The organism is Cellvibrio sp. UBA7671, from assembly GCA_002483145.1.
Lineage (GTDB): Bacteria > Pseudomonadota > Gammaproteobacteria > Pseudomonadales > Cellvibrionaceae > Cellvibrio > Cellvibrio fibrivorans.
The window spans coordinates 71,473-90,702 of record DLHJ01000016.1; the positions used below are offsets into that span (position 1 = coordinate 71,473).

The following is a 19,230-nucleotide window of genomic DNA, read 5'->3' on the forward strand; positions in this document are numbered from 1 at the left end:
AACACCTATCAGAACGACACACTAGCAAAACTCATTGGAGTATTGGGAACATGAGTAGTTTTAAAGAAAAAGCCAAGGCGCTGTTGCAACAACACGAAGTGCTGGTCACCAAAAAAAATACTGTGAAAGCGCAGGGCAATGGTATTTACGATTGTTACGAGAACCCGATTCTCACCGCAGAACATGCGCCTATTTTTTGGCGTTACGATCTGAATGAAAAAACCAATCCGCATTTGATGGAGCGCCAGGGCGTTAATGCCGCATTTAACTCAGGTGCGATCTTATGGAACGGTAAATATATTTTGGCCGTGCGTGTTGAAGGTGTTGATCGCAAATCGTTTTTTGCGATTGCTGAAAGCCCGAACGGCATCGACAATTTCCGCTTTTGGGATTATCCCATCACCATGCCGGAAACGGATCGCCCGGATACCAACGTCTATGACATGCGTTTGACCGCGCATGAAGATGGCTACATCTACGGTTTATTTTGCACCGAACGCAAAGATTTAAATCACCCTAACGATACCTCTGCAGCAGAAGCCCAATGCGGTATCGCGCGCACTAAAGATTTAATTAGCTGGGAGCGTTTGCCGGATTTAATTACTTACTCCGGCCAGCAGCGCAACGTGGTTTTGCATCCGGAATTTATCGATGGTAAATACGGTTTGTTCACGCGCCCGCAAGATGGTTTTATCAGTGTTGGCGGTGGCGGCGGTATCGGTTGGGGTTTAGTGGACGACATGACCCGCGCTGAAGTGAAATCGGAAGTGATCGTAGACGGCAAGGTTTACCACACCATTAAAGAAGTCAAAAATGGCCAGGGCCCGGCGCCAATTAAAACCGCAGAAGGTTGGTTAAACCTCGCGCACGGCGTGCGCAATACTGCTGCAGGTTTGCGTTACACATTGTATATGTTCATGACGGAATTGGAGCGCCCCTGGGTTGTTACGCACAGCCCGGCAGGCCATTTTATTGCACCGCATGGCGCAGAACGTGTGGGCGATGTTTCCAACGTGGCATTTGCCAATGGCTGGATAGTGAATGAAAAAAATGAAGTATTTATTTATTACGCGTCATCCGATACGCGCATGCATGTTGCTACTTCAACCGTGGAAAAGCTGATCGACTATTGCAAAAACACGCCGGCAGATGGTTTGCGCTCTGCTGCCTCTGTTGCGGTGCGCAATGAATTGATCAGTGCAAATTTAAAAGTGCTTAAGGACTTGGTGTAACCCATGCAGGTCGCAAGTCTTCCTGTGCGTTCTGCACCACTGCAACAAGAATTTCGAGCAGAGTTAATTGCTATTGCTGATTGGTGGGCTGCACATACAGTCGATCATGAGCAGGGTGGCTTTTACGGCGAAATTGATGCGCAGAATCAGCCGGTCAAACATGCGAGCAAGGGGATTATTTTAAATGCGCGTATTTTGTGGTTTTTTAGCGAAGTCGCGCAGGAGGTGGATAACCCCGTTTATCGCAATTGCGCGACGCGCGCCTACGATTATGTGATAGCGCACTTTTTCGATAATGAACACGGCGGTGTATATTGGGAATTAAATGCAGCTGGCATGCCCATTAATACCAAAAAGCAAGTTTATGCGCAGGCGTTTACGATTTATGCGCTCTGCGCTTACTACCAGCTCACGCGCGACGAACAGGCACTCGCGCATGCGCTGGAATGTTTTAATTTAGTTGAACGATACGCAATTGATCACGCGCATGAAGGTTATCTTGAAGCCTTTACACGCGAGTGGGGCGTGATTGATGATTTGCGCCTCAGCGAAAAAGATTTGAACTACCCCAAATCCCAAAATACGCATTTGCACATACTGGAAGCCTATACAACCTTGTATCAGGCGCACCCCGGCGCAGAAGTCAAAGCAGCGCTTAGGTACAATATTGAGATGTTCGATAAGTACATGATCGATAAAAATACGCATCACCTGCGTATGTTTATGGATCTGGAGTGGAAAGATTTTTCTCCGGGTTATACCTACGGGCATGATATTGAAGCCAGTTGGTTAATTGCAAAAGCATTGGAATCACTCGGTGATGCAGTGTACACCTCCAAATTAACGCCGACACTGATCAGCATTGCACAGGTGACTGTAAATGAGGCTATTGGTGAGCACGGGCAGGTGATCGACTCGTTTGATTTTTCTACCCGACGTACTAATGTAGATACTGTCTGGTGGGTGCAGGCTGAGGCTCTGGTTGGTTTTCTGTATGCCTATGCCACTACCGGTGAAGAGCAGTATTATCGCGCGGCTGAAAATTGTTGGAGGTTTATTAAAACCTATCAAATCGATCATGAGCGCGGCGAGTGGTTTTGGTTATCCAGCCTGAATAAACTGAATTCTGATTCTTACTATAAAGTGGGTTTTTGGAAATGCCCCTATCACAATGGTCGCGCAATGATGGAAGCAATTCGCTATCTGCAAAAAAGTGTTTGAACTGGTTACTTTTCTCAGCGGAAATAAATAATGAATAAATACAATCGATTTTCAATTGCTGCGTTTTTGATGGCGTGTTTGTTTGCCTTGGTCGCCTGTAATAACACCCAATCTGTGGCTTCTGCCGGGCCCGCTGCGGACGGTTTTGTCAAAGTTTCGGGTACGCATTTCCAGAAAAATGGCCAGCCCTATTACATCGCCGGTACCAATATGTGGTACGCAGCCTATTTAGGTTCGCCCAGTAAGGTAGGTGATCGCGCGCGCCTGGCCAAAGAGTTGGATACGCTCAAGGCAATGGGTGTAAACAATTTGCGCGTACTGGCAGTATCGGAAAAAAGCGATATCAATTCATCGGTAAAACCGGCCACGACAAATGGCTTTGGTAATTACGATGAAAGCTTGCTGCAAGGTCTGGACTATTTATTGGTTGAATTGGCCAAGCGCGATATGACGGTAGTGTTGTACTTTAATAATTTCTGGCAATGGTCTGGCGGTATGACGCAATACATGAGCTGGATTGATGGCCAACCGGTACAGGACCCGAATGTCACCAATGATTGGGAAGGCTTCATGGCCAAATCTGCCAGCTTTTATCAGAGCGAAAAAGCGCAGCAGGAGTATCGCAATACCATTAAAAAAATTATCACTCGCACAAATACTGTCAATGGCAAAGCCTATGCGGATGATGCAACGATTATGTCCTGGCAATTGGCCAATGAACCGCGTCCGGGCAATTCCAAAACCACGGCGAAAGAAAAACAAATTTATATTGATTGGATCAATGGGGTTACCGCTTACATCAAAAGTCTCGATCCACACCATTTGGTTAGCACCGGTAGTGAAGGCCTGATGGGTTCTGTTAACGATGCAAAATTATTTGCCGATGCGCACAGTTCAGTGAATGTAGATTACCTGACTTACCATATGTGGATCAGAAATTGGGGCTGGTTTGATAAGACCAAACCGGCTGAAACCTGGGATACCGGGTGGGAAAAAGGTAAAGATTATTTGAATTCGCACATCGATGCTGCCAAAGCGATAAATAAACCTATCGTATTGGAGGAGTTTGGTTTGGATCGCGATATGGGTTCATACGATATTAAAGCGACTACGCAATACCGCGATAAATTTTATCAGCAGGTGTTCGATGTGCTTCTGCCGCGCATGCAAAAAGGCGAGCCAATTGCCGGTTACAATTTTTGGGCATGGAATGGTGCAGGGCGCACGACGCGCAGTAATTATTGGTGGCAGGAAGGCGATGACCTGAATGGCGATCCACCACAAGAGCAGCAGGGTATGTACGGTGTGTTCGATACAGATACCTCGACCATTGCGATCATCCAACAATTTAATAATAGTATTCACGCTCTCAATAAAAAATAAATGATTGAACAGTAAAAAACTGCAATGTGAATTGCAGTTTTTTTTACAAATCATTTAATTTGTATGATTAGTATTATCCATAAATAAAAACACCGGCGTTCTTAAATTAAAAACGACATTCTCAAATAAAAACTGCAATTACACAGGTAAATTTTATGACTAACAAACTATTGCTCAGTCTCGGTTTTATTGCCGCAGCGCTGGTGCTGGGTGGCCAAGCCCATGCGCAAAAATTTGATCAGCTCGCCAAAACGCCGCAGTTGGGTTGGAACAGTTGGAATACTTTTGCCTGCAATGTAAATGAAAACATGATTCGTGAAATGGCCGATGCGATGGTGTCATCGGGCATGAAAGAAGTGGGTTATGAATACATTAATATCGATGATTGCTGGCACGGTGAACGCGATAAACAAGGTTTTATCCAAGTTGATAAAAAGAATTTTCCATCGGGTATGAAAGCGCTTGCTGATTATGTGCATTCTAAAGGATTAAAAATCGGACTTTATTCTGACGCAGGCGCAACCACCTGTGCCGGTCGTGCGGGTAGCCGTGGTCATGAGTATCAAGATGCAGTTACTTATGCGAGCTGGGGAATTGATTACGTCAAATACGATTGGTGCGATACCAAAGATATCAATCCCAAATCGGCCTACGCCACTATGCGTGATGCGATTTATAAAGCGGGCCGCCCAATGTTGTTTAGCATTTGCGAGTGGGGCGATAACAAACCCTGGGAGTGGGCAACTGACGTTGGTCATTCATGGCGCACCACCGGCGATATTTATCCCTGCTGGAATTGCGAGCACAACCACGGCTCCTGGTCGTCATGGGGCGTATTGCCCATCCTCGATAAACAAGCGGGTTTGCGTAAATACGCCGGTCCGGGACACTGGAATGATATGGACATGATGGAAGTCGGCAACGGCATGACCGAAGAGGAAGATCGCGCGCACTTTTCGCTCTGGGCAATTATGGCTTCACCACTGATCGCCGGTAATGATTTGCGCAACATGAGCGAGGCCACCAAAAAAATTCTCACCCACAAAGATACACTTGCCATCAATCAGGACAAGCTAGGTGTGCAAGCCATGAAATGGATTGATGAAGGCGACTTTGAAATTTTTGTAAAACCCTTGGAAAAAGGTGAGTTTGCTGTCCTGTTTTTAAATCGCGCCGATGCGGCAACGACTTATAGTTTGGATTGGGCATTCCATTACATGAAAGACGATATCAGCAAACACGAAATTTTCTTCGACAAGAAAAAATTCAACTGGCGCGATATCTGGAGCGATGAAAAAGGCAGCACGGCAGAAAAACTCACTATCAATGTGCCTGCACATGGTGTCAGGGTGCTGCGGTTAATTCCACAGTGATCTAAAAATCTGTTTTCTCTAAAGCCAGCTTTCGCTGGCTTTTTTATTGGGTGTGGATGCTGGTGTCCATGTCCAGAATGGGCTTACGGGCCGGTCAGGTGTATCTGCCGATACCAATGCTCATGCAACTAAAGTGAGCCAATTTAAACAGGGATTAATGAGGCAGATTATTCTCGCCAAGCGCTGGGTGTTGAGTGGGTGGGTAGGTGGTGCGCTGGCAAATTTGCCTTGATGCTGTGTATAAACAAAAAAACCTCCGCGCGGGAGGTTTTTTTCATGTCTATCGCATTGGTATAGACGCTTTGTGACGATCAAGTACGTGATTTTAGCACCTTGATCCACAAGGGAATCATGGTGCCCAGACCCGGAATCGAACCAGGGACACGAGGATTTTCAATCCACTGCTCTACCGACTGAGCTATCTGGGCGTGTCACTTGCTTGTTTGCTGTGTGAAGCTCGCTTCGCAAGAGGCGCGTATTAAACCCGCTTGGGCATTTTGAGTCAATACCAAAAAGTAAAAATAGTTATTACATCCGCTCTTTCAAACCGTTTTCACGTCTTTCTGTAAAAGTTGCTTCCGGTATTCAGTCGGCGACATTCCCACCAAACGATTAAAAAAGCGATGGAAAGCCGATTTACTGTTAAAGCCTGCGTGCAATAACACATCCATTACCGTCATATCGGCGTGTTGAGCGTCGCCCAGCAAACGTTTCGCTTCTTCCACTCGGTAGCTGTTCATAAATTCAAAAAAATTGGTGCCGTAGTGTTTGTTGATTACGGCGGAGACTTCTTTTACCGGCAGGTTGATGCGTTTGGAAAACTCATCGATATTCAGGTTTTGTTTTAAAAATAATTTCTGGACTTCCATGCCTAACTGTACTTTTTGAATCGCTGAGTCGGTCAGTTTTTCATCGGTTTTGTCTTTGGCGACTTCCGGTTTGGTGGTGAGTAATTTGTGGGTGTGCACCACACTGTTGATAAACAATGCATTGATCAAAATGAAAATAATGTAGTTTTCGGTAATTCCAAATAGATCAGATATTTGCGGAGCACCCAGTGCCACTGTGTTGGCAACAACATGCACCAGAATTGAGAAGCTCCAGGTAAACAAAAAACCCAAACTCAGCATATTAAGCCAAGTGGGTTCGGTGGGAGAAAAGTTGGAGTATTGATTGTGCAAACCGATCCGGTACAGGCGCACACGGTTAACGGCGGCGAGCGCATAAAAGAACGGCATGATTTTAATAAAATGCCAGAGGCTATTGGCAATTTGGCGCTCGGTTTCAGTCTGACCAATGGTTTTAAAGCGCAAGTCAGAGCTGTCGAGTTGGAATACCAAGAGCCACAAGAGTGAAATCACAATGGGGATGAGGTGCAGCAAATGGCGCCGGGCAAACTGGAATGCGTCTTCGGTGAGCGATATTACATAGAACAGCAGCATCGGCCCTTTAAGCAGCTGTGCTGTTGCCAAAAAGTAGGGCAGCAGTGTTTCATCAAATAGGTCAAACAGCATTACATCGTCGTTCCAGAGCACCATAATGCAGGCTGAGCTGACGGCAATCGATAATAGGAAAATGCTGAGCAGGCGGTTGGCGAGTTGATTTTTGACCGGGAGTATCGCCTGAAAAATTACCAGTAGGATACACTCGGCGACCGTCATAAACAGAATCACGTCGTGTATGTTGAATATGTGCTTTTGCATGAGTTCAAACCCTGGTTGTCATTGTTATGTGTTTTTTAGGTCTGGTGGTTCGACCGCAAGATTATAGAGGATGGCATGGGTTGTGTCGCATCGAATTCCTGAATGCTGTGATTTCGTTGTCATCCGCTATTTTTACCCGTTAATGTGAATGTGCATAAATCGGCGGCTATTTTCTTATTGTTACCGGATACATAAGCAAACTATGAGTGATTCCAGAGGCAGTCAATCCCATTTCGATTCTGCGGGGCGCGACTTTTTAAGGGCGCACCTGCCGGGACTTCTGTTTTCCCCCGCTGCGGATGCGAACTGGGCTACAGATGCCACCGTGCAGGCCTACCTGGATTTTTATGCGATCAATTTCGCGCGAACCCATACGGGCATCACCCATGGTTTTGGCGCAATCGATGCGTGCGGTTTTCGCAACGCCACCCATTACTGGCTGCCGGAAAACCCTAAAGGTACTTTGGTGGTGGTGCACGGTTATTACGATCACGTGGGGCTTTTTGGCAATGCGATTGAGTTTGGTCTGCAACAAGGCTTTGCGGTATTGGCGTTTGACTTGCCTGGCCATGGCCTGAGTAGCGGAGAGCAGGTTGCAATCGATTCGTTTGATCACTATGCCGATGTGTTGGATGTAATTTTAACCATTGCACAGAAACTCTTGCCCGCACCTTACTTTGCCTTGGGGCAGAGCACCGGCGGTTCAGTGTTATTGAATTATCTCTGGCGTTACGACAGTGCGCGACCGGCGCCTTGGTTGGCGCGCATCGCCTTGTGCGCACCGCTGATACTGCCGCGCGGCTGGCGCTATTCCGGCCGGTTTTTGTATGCGTTGGTGCACTCGTTTATCAAGCGAATGCCGCGCGGCCGCTCGCGTAATTCCCACAATCCGGACTTTATCCGCTTTGTTGATGAGCTGGATTGTTTACAATCGCGCACGCTGTCGGTGCGCTGGGTGGGTGCGATGGAAGCTTGGGATCAGCAGTTTCGCCGTTTTCCCCCGCTTGAGAAATCGCTCTTGGTCATTCAGGGTACTGACGATTTAACAGTCGCCTGGCGTTACAACTTGCAGCAGATTTGGCGCGCATTGCCCAATGCCCGGATCGAGTTGATTCCTGGTGCCGGGCATCAACTGGTCAATGAGAGCAGCGATTTGCGGGCGCAAGTTTTTACGGCGATTAATCGCCACTTCTTTGGTGATTGACTTGTCGATCTGCGCGCTCATCAGGCACACTCGCCCCAGCTTACTATTCCCCTTTCCCATTATCTCTACCTGACCAGCGTAGAAAAGGAGCTTGCTTTGCATCAGCCCAACCGAACGATTAAAGACTACTTGTTTATCCTGCTCAAGGGTTTGTGTATGGGGGCCGCCGATGTAGTGCCTGGCGTTTCCGGCGGCACCATCGCATTTATTACCGGTATCTACGATGAGTGGCTCAGTTCGCTCAAACGCTGTACACCAGCGGTGCTGTTGATGCTCAAGCGAGAGGGGATTGTTAAAACCTGGCAATACATTAATGGCAATTTTCTGGTGGCCTTGTTTGGCGGCATTCTTATCAGCCTCAAGACGTTTGCTGCAGTGGTACTAGTGGCGATGGATGCTTACCCGATTTTGGTCTGGGCGTTTTTTTCCGGTTTGGTCGCCGCGTCGATTTATCATTTGGTGCGCGAGCAGCGTGGTTGGGGGCTGACTGAAGCCTTTGGTTTGCTGTTCGGCATTGCATTTATTCTCGCCATCTCTTTTATGGCGCCCGCGCAGTTGCCCGGGCACGGCTGGATTTTGTTCCTCGGCGGTTTTGTTGCCATCTGCGCCATGATTCTGCCGGGCATTTCCGGGAGTTTTATTTTATTGTTGGTTGGTCTGTATCCGGTATTTTTGCAGGCAATCCACAATCTGGAAATCGTGAAATTACTCTGGTTCGGCGCCGGGTGTATCTGCGGTTTAGTGGTCTTCTCGCGTTTCCTGCTCTGGCTGCTGCACAGCTATCACAACCAAACCCTGTCGGTGCTGATCGGCTTTCTGGTGGGGTCACTCTATGTCACCTGGCCCTGGAAAAACGCCCTGCTCACTACAACTGACAGCCATGGTCGCACCGTGGTGTTGCAGCAAGAAAACCTCAATCCTTTCAACTTTCTCGCGGTGACGGGCAATGAGCCGACCATCGGCTTGGCCATACTATGGGCCTTTCTGGGTGTGGCGTTGGTGCTGGGAGTGGAATTGGCGGCACATTGGATCAAGCGTCGTACCACAGCTCCGGCCTCTGTCTAATCCTGCGCTAACAAAAACGCCGCGTTCATTGCTGGACGCGGCGTTTTTTTATTGAGCTATTAAAAATTGGTAATGCTTAGAACAACACTCTGCAACGAATAGTCCCTTCAATATTCTTCAACTGCTCCAGTGCGATCTCATCGTAAGGGGAGTTGATGTCCACTACCACGTAGCCCACCTTGTCATTGGTTTGCAGGTATTGAGATGCGATGTTGATGTGGTTGTCGGAGAAGATCTTGTTAATTTTCGACAACACGCCCGGTACGTTGGCGTGGACGTGCAGCAGGCGGTGCGCATCCGGGTGGCCGGGCAGGGCAACTTCAGGGAAGTTGACCGAGCTGGTGGTGGTGCCGTTATCAGAGTACTTGATCAGTTTTTCCGCTACTTCCAAGCCGATATTGGCCTGGGCTTCCATGGTGGAGCCGCCTATATGCGGGGTGAGGATCACATTGTCCAAACCGCGCAGTGGGCTGATAAATTCGTCGCCGTTGGCTTTGGGCTCTTCCGGGAACACATCGATTGCAGCGCCGGCGATGTGGCTGGACTTAATGGCATCGGCCAGCGCATCAATATCCACTACTGTGCCGCGCGAAGCGTTGATCAGGATCGCCCCCGGTTTCATCAGGCCAATTTCACGCGCGCCAATCATCATTTGCGTCGATTGGTTTTCCGGCACATGCAGGCTGATGATGTCGGAAGTGGCGAGCAGTTCATCCAGGCTGCGTACCTGGGTGGCATTGCCCAGCGGCAACTTGGTGACCACATCGACAAACTGTACTTTCATGCCCAGGGATTCTGCCAGCACGCTGGTTTGGCTGCCAATCGATCCATAGCCGATCAGGCCGAGGGTCTTGCCGCGAATCTCAAATGAGCCATTGGCCGATTTGTCCCAGCCGCCGCGATGGCAGACAAAGTTTTTCTGCGGAATATTGCGCAGCAGCAAAATTGCCTCGGCAATCACCAATTCAGCGACCGAGCGGGTATTGGAGTAGGGCGCGTTAAAGACCGCAACGCCGTGCTCTTGCGCCGCTTTCAGGTCCACTTGATTGGTGCCGATGCAGAAGCAGCCCGCGGCGATCAGCTTGGGCGCATTTTCAAAGACGCGGCGGGTCAATTGGGTGCGCGAGCGCAGGCCGACAAAGTGGGCATCCTGGATTTTGGCGATAAGCTCATCTTCGCCCAATGCGGTTTTCAGGTATTCAACATTGGTATAGCCCTGTGCATTCAGGCTATCCACCGCTGATTGGTGCACTCCTTCCAGCAACAGAAACTTGATCTTGCTTTTGTCTAACGAGGTCTTGCTCATGGGAACAACTCCTAAAGTGCCAGGCACCTAAAATTAAAAGTCGGTCAGCGCGTCTCCGGGAGCTAGGGCATCAAACGGGAGACGGAAGGGGCAGGCTGAAAAAGGCGCGCATCATACCACAGCTCAGGCGGGCTGCGCCCCCTGCAGATCGACCAGAATAATTGCCGGGTCGGCACCGTTTTGGCGATAGCGCCAGCGCACATCCAGATCCAGTAAGCGCATCCCGTAAATCCGCTCGGTGTCCAGTTGCTGATATTGAGGGCGCGGGTCTTGTTGCAGAATTTGGGTGATCAAACCGGCCAGGTCAGTGCCTGTACGCTGCCAATACTCGACACACACCGCCATGAGCGTGGCGGGGATATCCACAGCGATCAGCTCGGGTGGTGCATCGGCAAACGAATTTTCTGCTTCCAATACACAATCAACGTAGGGCACGTAGGGTTTGATATCGAGCACCGGTGTACCTTCGAGCAAATCCACGCCGCTGATCTGCACAAACAGTTTTCCCTTGCGTTCGCTGACACCCCGATAACGCACGACCGACAAACCGATCGGCGCCGGGCGGGTGGGCGAGCGGGTGGCGAATACCCCGAGGGTTTTGTTACCACCCAAGCGCGGTGGTTTAACTTTGGCTTTCCACTCTTCGCGCTTATTGGCATGGAAGACAAACTGAATCCACACATGGGTACAACCTTCCATGCCTTCAAATGCAGCAGGGTCGTTATAGGGCGGCAGTAGCTCAATCTCGGCGCAGGCCAGCGGCGCCAGGCCCGGTTGGCGGGGAATGCCAAACTTCTCCTTGAAGCAGGAGTGCACTAGGCCGATGGCGGGGAAGTTGAAGTCCATAAATGGTCGCTGCGCAGAAGTGAAGTGGCGCAAGGCTAGGCAAAAGTTTGCGCTATCTCAACCGTTTTTAGTTGAGGGATGGCACAATCCTGCGCCATAACTGCTGGCATACAGTTAATGAAATCGGTTACATTGTGCAAAAATACGTTATCCAACAATAACTATCTACAGCTTGGGAGATCCCATGAGCCTATCTTATTCCCTTGTTCGCACAGCACTCGCGGTACTGACCACCTGCGGATTGCTACTGGGGTGCGACCAGCAGTCCTCGTCATCAAGTACACCACCTATCGCTGAGCAACGCTACGCTCACAAGCTCAGCGACAAAAATGCCAGCGCCGAAACCCTCGCGCTCTACAACAATCTCGCCGCTTTACGCGGCCGGCACATGCTGTTCGGGCATGAAGATAGCCTCGCTTATGGCGTCAATTGGGAGGGCGATCTCGACCGCTCCGATGTGCGCGATGTGACCGGTTCCAACCCGGCCGTCTACGGTTGGGAGTTGGGCGGTTTGGAATTGGGACACGAAAAGAATCTGGATGGGGTCAACTTCAAGCAAATGCAGGAGTGGATTAAGGCGGGCTACAGCCGTGGCGGAGTTATTACCATCAGCTGGCATATGTACAGCCCGGTATCCGGCGCCAATTCATGGGATAAAACCCCGACGGTGCACGAATTGGTTCCCGGCGGAGCCAAGCACGACGTGTTTAAGGCTTACCTCGATACTTTTGTCGCCTTTAATGAAGGACTGGTAGCAACCGATGCGGCCGGCAATAAACACGCTATTCCGATTATTTTCCGCCCCTGGCATGAGCACAACGGCGATTGGTTCTGGTGGGGCAAAGGCCATGTGAGCGAGCAGGATTACATCGCCCTCTGGCAATTCACGGTGAAATACCTGCGCGATGAAAAAGGTGTCCACAACCTTATCTATGCCTACTCACCCGACCGCAGCCGCATCGATCTAAGCAAATTCGAGAGCGATTATTTTTATGGTTATCCGGGGGATGAATATGTCGATGTGATTGGATTGGATAATTATTGGGATGTTGGCCATGAAGCTAATACCGCGTCGGTGGATGAACAAAAAGCAGGGTTTGTCACCGCGCTCAAAGGCATCGTCAAAGTTGCCCAGGCGCGCAATAAAATTGCTGCGCTCACGGAGACGGGCAACAACCGGCTAACTATTCACAACTTCTGGACTGAGCGCATCCTCAACCCGATTTTGGCGGGCGCCGAGGCGCAGCAAATCACCTACATGATGGTCTGGCGCAATGCCAATCTGGCGCGAGAAAAATCAGAACAATTTTTTGCACCCTATCCGGGGCAGGCGACAGCCGAGGATTTTAAAACCTTCTTAGCCCATCCTTTTGTGCTGTTTGAGAGTGAGCTTCCAAAGCTTTACGAATAGCGTTTTTGGATGAAAAAATCGATTGTTTATTTTTATTAATAAAATGATGTCTTTCGCTGTCATTTTATAGCTGTCGGCTAAATTGACACTTTAATGTGACGTATTTGGCATTAGTTGGCGCGAATTGTTGATATCACTAGAAAAAATTAAATAGGCATACCTTGTGCTTAGTGGTGAATACACAAATAAGATGACACTACTACAAAGGATACTTTTATGACGTTTTGTTCCAAAATATTTGCCGTAGCTGGATTGGTATCGCTGTCGGCGATGGCATCTGCCTCACCTTTGAGCGACTACAACCTGATTCTGTTTGGCGATTTGAATACCAACAGCAATGTGAAGGTTTACGGCAAGGCGCTGATTGGCGGTGACCTGAAATCCAGTGGCGAATTTGGATCGCACCTGACAGATTCGTCATTCAATGCCACCAACAACGTTGAAGTGCTCGGCAGCGTCACCTCGCCCAACCTAACTATCCAGAATGGTTATTTGGGTTATGGCGAGACCAAGTCGATCGGCAACCTCAACTGTAATGAAGGCGGTCTGCCCCAGAATTCCTGCGTAAGGGAATTGGATGATGTGGGTGCTGTGACTGACAAGCTTGACGGTTTTTATGATGCCCTCAGCGCTGAGTCAGATTTTTATCGCGACTTTACCCAAGTGGGGAGCGTTTCTGGCACCACTATGAGTTACAGCGGTTTTGCTACTGATTTGGTGGTATTCAATATTGCGGGTAGCGATCTGTTTGCCAATAACGCCAACTGGCAATTGAATTTTGGTAATGCAGGCAAGGTAGTCATCAACGTCTCCGGTTCTGTTCTAAGCAATCCGGGTTCAGTGAATTTGAGCGGCAATGGTTTCACCTCCAGCACCTACTCCAACATCCTGTGGAATTTCTACGATGCTACCAGCCTGAATTTGGGTAATGGTTGGAAAGGAAATGTGTTGGCATTGGATGCTGATGTGAAAATCATGAATGATATCGACGGCTCCCTGGCTGCTAAATCTTACACCGGCTCGGGTCAAATTCATCACTACTACTGGGATTACACCCCGCCTACCGAAGAGGTACCGGAAAGTGGTTCTTTGGTGTTGTTGTTGAGTGGTTTGGGCTTGTTGGGGCTTACTCGCTTGCGTCGTCGCAGCTAAGTTGAAAGTGTTTTTAAAAAATGCCCCGATCACCCGGGGCATTTTTTTTGCCAGTTACCCAATAATGAGTGACTCGCTAGGGGAGTGGTTTGATCTTGCCATTTTTCAGGTCCAGCAAAAAATGATCGCTTGGTGCATCGCCGGAAAATTGCACTAGGATGTTCAATAATGTGCCCAATTTTTCCTGATAAATAGTGCGCGGCTTAGTTGATTGTTTTTTTGTGTTTTGCCGATCGCTAACCAACAACTGTTGTGCGAGCAATTCATAATGCTTGAACCGTCGCGGATCAATATCCTTTAACGCCAGCTGATCGGCGCTCCACAATCGATAAAAATCCACGCTTAAATCCGTTCCTGTCCAGGTTGAAAAACTATCGAGCGATAATCCGTTTTTCTTTGCAAAACTTGCTGCCTGTCTGGTTGCTAGCTGCCACTCACCTGCTAGCGAATTATCCTGATCCTGATGATTAATCAGTGCCCCTATCTGAGCAAGGCTTATGTCGGTTTTTAATTGAGAAATAATCAACAGCTGCGCGCCATTTAATTGCATCAAGAGTTGGCGGATATCTGCAGGCCAATCTTGCGGCAAAAAGCGCAAACGTGCCAGTTCGCGCAGATGCCATTCGGTAAATTGGCGATAATTTTTGGCATGGAGAATGTTTTTATCCCAGATGTCGGGCGCATCGATAGACTGCAAATAATTCCACTCAGTAAGGTAATGCCCGAAGAGTTCGTCAAAACGCGGAACATCTTTTAATACAATAGTTTCAACTTCAATTTGCTGGTCGGGTCTGATGCTCAGGATTTTATAGGCGGGAATATAAGCGGCGAGCGAAGGTGCCTGGATGTTAAATAACACCTTGTTGTGCTCACCGCGATAAACACCTGTGTCATTGATATGCATATGGCCAGCCACATGAATTTTCAGCCCAGTGTCCGCCAACATTTTGCTGGTGTTGGTACTTGGGTTGCGGCTCAGTTGAAATTTTTGTTCGCCCATTAACTGCGCTATATCAGCGCTGGCGCCGTCATAAAATTCCTGCATGGGAAAATGGGAAAATGCAATCAGGGTTTTATCTTGTGCCTGTGCTCGCTGCACTACATCGGTTATCCACTCCAGCAAATGGGTTTTGTGGGTGATGACTTTGTTATAGCCTGCATCACTGGATCCTAAAAAATTTTCTGCGTTTTGTGGATTACCATCAGTACCTAATTTAGGTTGGTAGACATTGGCATCAATCGCTAGCAGCCAAAGCCCCGCTGTTGGCTCGACCAAATAGCTGCTATCCGCCACTTGATTACAGTCGCTGTAATGGGGCTTTTTATATTTTCCGCCAGTTCCCTGATGGCATATCTCATAGTGTCTCTTATCAAATTGGGCTTCGTGTTTTGCTTTCGAAAAATCGTAGTGGAATTTCTTTTCACTAGAGTAAGGCGTTTCAAAATATCGATAACTCTTCTTTGGATAAAATCCGTGTTCACCAAGCAAATCCATAATAGGTTTATAACCCAACTCCTGTACATCATCGGAACAGATAACTGCATGCCTGTCTTTATCATTGTCGTAATTTTTATTTTTACACAGTGGATGTTGCAAGCTAAAAACTGGTTGCTCCTTTCCTCCTGCACCTAAATAATCTGGTTTACCCGCTGGATGTGAAAATGGCCTGGTTGGATCGTGGTTGCCCGGCGCTGCAAAAAATTCAATGCCGTATTGGTGATGGTATTTATCGAGAATATTTTTTAACCCACGCATGTGAACCGGTTGACCGTCATCGCTAAAGTCGCCGGGCAAAGCAACGTACTTGATCTTGCGTTTTACAATGTCATCGAGTGCCGCGAGCAAGGCAAAATAATTTTCATTAAACAGGCGCGTGGACTGCAGTTGCGCGCGCATCGAGCGGATGTTGGCATTTTGTTTACCCTGCGCAGTATTTGTCGGAAGCCCCTGAAATACTTCATCGCTGAAGTGGCCATAAATATCGTGAAAGTGTATGTCTGGCATAAACGCAATCTGCATGTGGTCGACAGCCAGCGTCGATTTCTGCATATCTGCCTCACAGTTCACAGTAAAAAGAACCAGGCCATTCAGCAGTATTAGCAAGAAAGTAAATTTCATAATGAGGAAAGTCGTTAGTGTGTTAGGGCGTGCAATAAGAGAGTTTGCATCAGTTGTTCTGTGCAAAAAATGAAATGACTTTCGGAAGTTTATAGCAGCTTAACTACACATTTATGACAGAGGTAGTTTTGCGCTATTGATTTGCGTTTTAATTGTTAATTATTGTTAAAAGGGCTATTAGGTTGATGATAGCAATAAAAGTGAAATGCGCGCCTATTACATTTCCGCCGCGTTTCTAATTCCTGTTCAGGAGAGTTGATCTGCTTGGGAAGTAAAAAGGAATTTTCTCTTTTTATGAGAGCTAGAAATGGTCGTTTGTTGTTTTTCTAACTGTAATAAATAAGAGGAAGTTAACGTGAGAGTCCATAACAAATCCACTATTCATACCAGCAGAAGTCAGTTAAGTGTTGCGATTACACGTGTCATTCTTGGTGCGACCCTGGCAACTCTATCGCTGCAGGGCATGGCGCAAAGTTCGGATCAATTGGAAGAAGTGGTTGTGACTGGCAGCTACGCGAAAAGTCTTGAAAAGGCCATCGATATTAAACGTAACTCGATTGGTTTCTCTGACTCTATTGTCGCGACCGACATTGCCGATTTCCCCGAGCAAAACCTCGCTGAAGCTTTGCAACGTATGCCGGGCGTCACTATCGAACGCAATAAGGGCTTAGGTAGTAAAGTAAACGTACGCAGCCTGCCGAGCGAATTTACCCATGTTTCTATCAATAATCTTTCCACGGCTTCGGGCAGTGGCGGCCGCGATGTTGAGTTCGATATTTTTGCGTCAGAAATTATTCAAAGTGTAACCGTAAAAAAATCGCCCACCGCTGCCGATGAAGAAGGTGGCATTGCGGGTTCAGTGCTGATTTCGACTGCGCGCCCGTTTGATTATAACGAATCAAAATTTGTTGTCTCGGCTGAAGGCGCACACAATTCAATCTCTGATGAAATTGACCCAAAAGTATCTTTGCTGGCGAGCGACACTTTTGGCGATTTTGGCGCATTGGTTTCATTTTCAATGGCGGAGCGCACGAATAGAACCGATTCCAATTCCGGTATTAACTTCCGCCCACTGTCGCGCTGGACCGAAAAAACCGGCTCGTCAAAATGGCAAGCTGATCAAACCGTCGCAGTGCTTGAGCGGGATACGGGTGTAGTAATTACTGATCGCTTCAACAAAGATGTAACCAATCGAGTTGTGTTCCACGACAAAATTGGCGATCGCGCTTATTTGAATGAGCAGGATAAATGGGGCGCAACAGCGGCCTTCCAATACCAACCCAGCAGCACCTTTAGCCTCGCCTTTGATGCCATGCTCGGCGGTTACGACAACACAGAAGATGAATATGATGCTGCGGCGTACACGGCATCAAGTATAAGTGCATTGGAAACTGTTCACGCTTATGACAATACAACGCTGGCAAAACACGGCATTCTGGTATTAACCGATGTTTCCTACGCTGCGACACAGCACGAATTTTTGAGCAAAGAAAACGTCCACGAAACAGATTTCACCCAATACAGCCTGAATATGGATTGGGAAATTGGCGGTTGGTTAATTGAAGGGTTTGCCGGCTACTCAGGTGCAGAAAAAACTTCCGATACCAGCAACCTGAAACATGTTGCCTTTGCACCCTCGCGCAGCCGCTACACTAACAATGGTGGTGAGACATTGTTAAGCGCTAATCCAAATAGCTTTGATATGTACAATTCGCCGCAAAAATATTTATTTGATTCCTACGAAGTGAATCTCGAAGAAATCCAGGATGATAAATACGCAGCACAATTGGATTTTATCAAGCCGCTGGAATTAAATTTTCTGAGCGCGTTAGACCAAGTGCAATTCGGCGCGCGCTATACCGATAAATCCAAGGAGCGTGATCGCGGTACTACCACCGTGCGCGGGCCAAAAGCGGGCGACAATTCATGGCGCAATGTGCGCACCCTGCAAGACAGTGAGCTGACGCCCATTTCTGAATTGGTGCCCGGTGGCAATTATTTGTCGCAATCATCAAACAGCCCTTCGTGGTCGCAAGTATCCAATAGTTATGCGCGCGATACCTTCCGCTATGACGGTTTTAAAGTGGATTTTGCCGATAGCGAATACTACCGGGTCGATGAAGAAGTTGTGAGCCTCTATGCTATGGCTGATTTTAAATTTGATTTGGCTGCAATGCCGGTGATGGTGAATACCGGTGTGCGTTCAATCGATACGTCAGTGCTTTCGTTTGGCTATCACCAAATTCAAAATGCAAATGGCTCAACTGGCTATACACCTACGCCTATCTCAAAGGAAGGTAGTTATACCGATGTGTTGCCCAGCATCAATATGAATATGGAATTGCGCTATGGTTTGATTTTGCGCGCGGCCGCTTCCGAAACCTTAATGCGCCCAGCACTGGGTGACATTGCGTATAAGCGCACCGTAAGCCTCAATGATTTTAAATATCGCGATGGGAACCCCGATCTTAAACCCACTTATGCGGATCAATGGGAATTGGGTCTGGAATGGTATGTTGGTGAAGGCGCTCTCTTTGCTGCATCTTACTTCGAGAAAAAAATTGAAGGTGTGGTGCGCGAGTCGCTTACTGGCGTAGTAAAAGATGTGACCAAATACAATGCTAACGGCACCATCGATGGCGTGTATGATTTTGAGATTTATCAAAAAGTGAATGCTGAAGGCGATTACGATGTGTCCGGCGTGGAATTAATTGCACAATTCCCACTGAGTATGTTGCATGAATCTCTGGATGGTTTTGGTATCAATGCCAACTACACCATGCTGGACAACTCACTGACCGGCGAATCGGATTTGGATATTCCCGCTCCACCGGAAGGTCTGGCAGATGAGACTTACAACCTGACGTTCTATTACGAAAATGAAAAATTCGACGCGCGCGTTTCTTACAACTACAAAGACAAATATGTCGAATACATCGCTAGCGATATGTACCCGGTTTACCGCGATGCCTATGGCCAAACCGATCTTTCTCTGGGGTATCAAGTGACGGAAAATATCAAAGTGATGTTGGAAGGTATCAACATGACCGATGAAGAAACCAGTGCTTATACGATTGATCCGTCATTCCCATCCATGTACGAATTTTCCGGTCGTCGCGTCAGTTTGGGCGTGAGAGCGGACTTTTAACATAAAAAAGAGAAGATAAAAAAAGAAAAAAGGATGCTCCGTTTGGGGCATCCTTTTTTTATTAATG

General features: G+C 47.9%; 13 protein-coding genes and 1 tRNA gene. 9 read left to right on the forward strand and 5 right to left on the reverse strand.

The annotated features are described in order from the left end of the window. The first annotated feature begins 50 nt into the window (after positions 1-50). The 4 genes from mgp130 (at position 51) to aga27 (ending at position 5,209) form a co-directional block, all read left to right on the forward strand. Entirely contained in the window at positions 51-1,232 is a 1,182-nt protein-coding gene (mgp130, locus tag B4E62_RS16160) for a 4-O-beta-d-mannosyl-d-glucose phosphorylase Mgp130 (protein WP_310068142.1), read from the forward strand. A gap of 3 nt (positions 1,233-1,235) precedes the next feature. Continuing rightward, positions 1,236-2,453: an AGE family epimerase/isomerase gene (locus B4E62_RS16165; protein ID WP_331352768.1), complete on the forward strand. Its 1,218-nt coding sequence runs from the start codon at positions 1,236-1,238 to the stop codon at positions 2,451-2,453. Between the two features lie 30 nt (positions 2,454-2,483). Beyond that, the gene (locus B4E62_RS16170) at positions 2,484-3,836 is read left to right on the forward strand and encodes a cellulase family glycosylhydrolase (RefSeq protein WP_310068138.1); all 1,353 of its coding nucleotides are present in this window, start codon (positions 2,484-2,486) and stop codon (positions 3,834-3,836) included. Positions 3,837-3,991: 155 nt separating this feature from the next. Next, a complete protein-coding gene (aga27, locus tag B4E62_RS16175) occupies positions 3,992-5,209 on the forward strand; it encodes an alpha-galactosidase Aga27 (RefSeq protein WP_310068137.1) in 1,218 nt (405 codons plus the stop codon). Between the two features lie 352 nt (positions 5,210-5,561). Here aga27 and B4E62_RS16180 read toward each other — a convergent pair. Together B4E62_RS16180 and B4E62_RS16185 are read right to left on the reverse strand one after the other, a co-directional pair. Next, positions 5,562-5,637, reverse strand: a tRNA-Phe gene (locus tag B4E62_RS16180). Between the two features lie 114 nt (positions 5,638-5,751). Continuing rightward, positions 5,752-6,912: a helix-turn-helix domain-containing protein gene (locus tag B4E62_RS16185; RefSeq protein WP_310068136.1), complete on the reverse strand. Its 1,161-nt coding sequence runs from the start codon at positions 6,910-6,912 to the stop codon at positions 5,752-5,754. Positions 6,913-7,114: 202 nt separating this feature from the next. Between B4E62_RS16185 and B4E62_RS16190 the strand changes: the two genes are divergently transcribed. Beyond that, on the forward strand, positions 7,115-8,116 hold the full coding sequence (locus B4E62_RS16190) for an alpha/beta hydrolase (protein ID WP_331352769.1): 1,002 nt from the start codon (positions 7,115-7,117) through the stop codon (positions 8,114-8,116). 96 nt (positions 8,117-8,212) lie between these two features. Beyond that, on the forward strand, positions 8,213-9,181 hold the full coding sequence (locus B4E62_RS16195; protein ID WP_310068131.1) for a DUF368 domain-containing protein: 969 nt from the start codon (positions 8,213-8,215) through the stop codon (positions 9,179-9,181). 76 nt (positions 9,182-9,257) lie between these two features. On the opposite strand, the gene serA is transcribed toward B4E62_RS16195, so the two are convergent. Beyond that, complete coding sequence (serA, locus tag B4E62_RS16200; RefSeq protein ID WP_331352770.1) at positions 9,258-10,487, reverse strand: phosphoglycerate dehydrogenase; 1,230 nt, start codon at positions 10,485-10,487, stop codon at positions 9,258-9,260. Positions 10,488-10,610: 123 nt separating this feature from the next. After that, complete coding sequence (tsaA, locus tag B4E62_RS16205) at positions 10,611-11,333, reverse strand: tRNA (N6-threonylcarbamoyladenosine(37)-N6)-methyltransferase TrmO (protein ID WP_310068126.1); 723 nt, start codon at positions 11,331-11,333, stop codon at positions 10,611-10,613. 184 nt (positions 11,334-11,517) lie between these two features. On the opposite strand from tsaA, the gene B4E62_RS16210 reads away from it, so the two are divergent. Both B4E62_RS16210 and B4E62_RS16215 read left to right on the forward strand, forming a co-directional pair. Next, a complete protein-coding gene (locus B4E62_RS16210) occupies positions 11,518-12,744 on the forward strand; it encodes a glycoside hydrolase family 26 protein (protein ID WP_331352771.1) in 1,227 nt (408 codons plus the stop codon). Positions 12,745-12,960: 216 nt separating this feature from the next. After that, positions 12,961-13,896: a choice-of-anchor A family protein gene (locus B4E62_RS16215; RefSeq protein WP_331352772.1), complete on the forward strand. Its 936-nt coding sequence runs from the start codon at positions 12,961-12,963 to the stop codon at positions 13,894-13,896. A 76-nt stretch (positions 13,897-13,972) separates the two neighbouring features. Here the strand turns inward: B4E62_RS16215 and B4E62_RS16220 are convergent, their stop codons facing one another. Next, positions 13,973-15,946 (reverse strand): metallophosphoesterase, encoded by a 1,974-nt coding sequence (locus tag B4E62_RS16220; protein WP_331352773.1) that lies wholly within the window; start codon positions 15,944-15,946, stop codon positions 13,973-13,975. Positions 15,947-16,370: 424 nt separating this feature from the next. Here B4E62_RS16220 and B4E62_RS16225 point away from each other — a divergent pair, with 424 nt between their 5' ends. Next, entirely contained in the window at positions 16,371-19,163 is a 2,793-nt protein-coding gene (locus tag B4E62_RS16225; protein WP_331352774.1) for a TonB-dependent receptor, read from the forward strand. Positions 19,164-19,230: the final 67 nt, after the last annotated feature.

Excerpts from the sequence above, each read along its gene's own strand:
- tsaA (WP_310068126.1), bottom strand. The coding sequence starts at position 11,333 with ATGGACTTCAACTTCCCCGCCATCGGCCTAGTGCACTCCTGCTTCAAG.
- B4E62_RS16210 (WP_331352771.1), top strand. The coding sequence starts at position 11,518 with ATGAGCCTATCTTATTCCCTTGTTCGCACAGCACTCGCGGTACTGACC.
- B4E62_RS16185 (WP_310068136.1), bottom strand. The coding sequence starts at position 6,912 with ATGCAAAAGCACATATTCAACATACACGACGTGATTCTGTTTATGACG.
- serA (WP_331352770.1), bottom strand. The coding sequence starts at position 10,487 with ATGAGCAAGACCTCGTTAGACAAAAGCAAGATCAAGTTTCTGTTGCTG.
- mgp130 (WP_310068142.1), top strand. The coding sequence starts at position 51 with ATGAGTAGTTTTAAAGAAAAAGCCAAGGCGCTGTTGCAACAACACGAA.
- B4E62_RS16190 (WP_331352769.1), top strand. The coding sequence starts at position 7,115 with ATGAGTGATTCCAGAGGCAGTCAATCCCATTTCGATTCTGCGGGGCGC.
- aga27 (WP_310068137.1), top strand. The coding sequence starts at position 3,992 with ATGACTAACAAACTATTGCTCAGTCTCGGTTTTATTGCCGCAGCGCTG.
- B4E62_RS16170 (WP_310068138.1), top strand. The coding sequence starts at position 2,484 with ATGAATAAATACAATCGATTTTCAATTGCTGCGTTTTTGATGGCGTGT.
- B4E62_RS16215 (WP_331352772.1), top strand. The coding sequence starts at position 12,961 with ATGACGTTTTGTTCCAAAATATTTGCCGTAGCTGGATTGGTATCGCTG.
- B4E62_RS16165 (WP_331352768.1), top strand. The coding sequence starts at position 1,236 with ATGCAGGTCGCAAGTCTTCCTGTGCGTTCTGCACCACTGCAACAAGAA.
- B4E62_RS16220 (WP_331352773.1), bottom strand. The coding sequence starts at position 15,946 with ATGCAGAAATCGACGCTGGCTGTCGACCACATGCAGATTGCGTTTATG.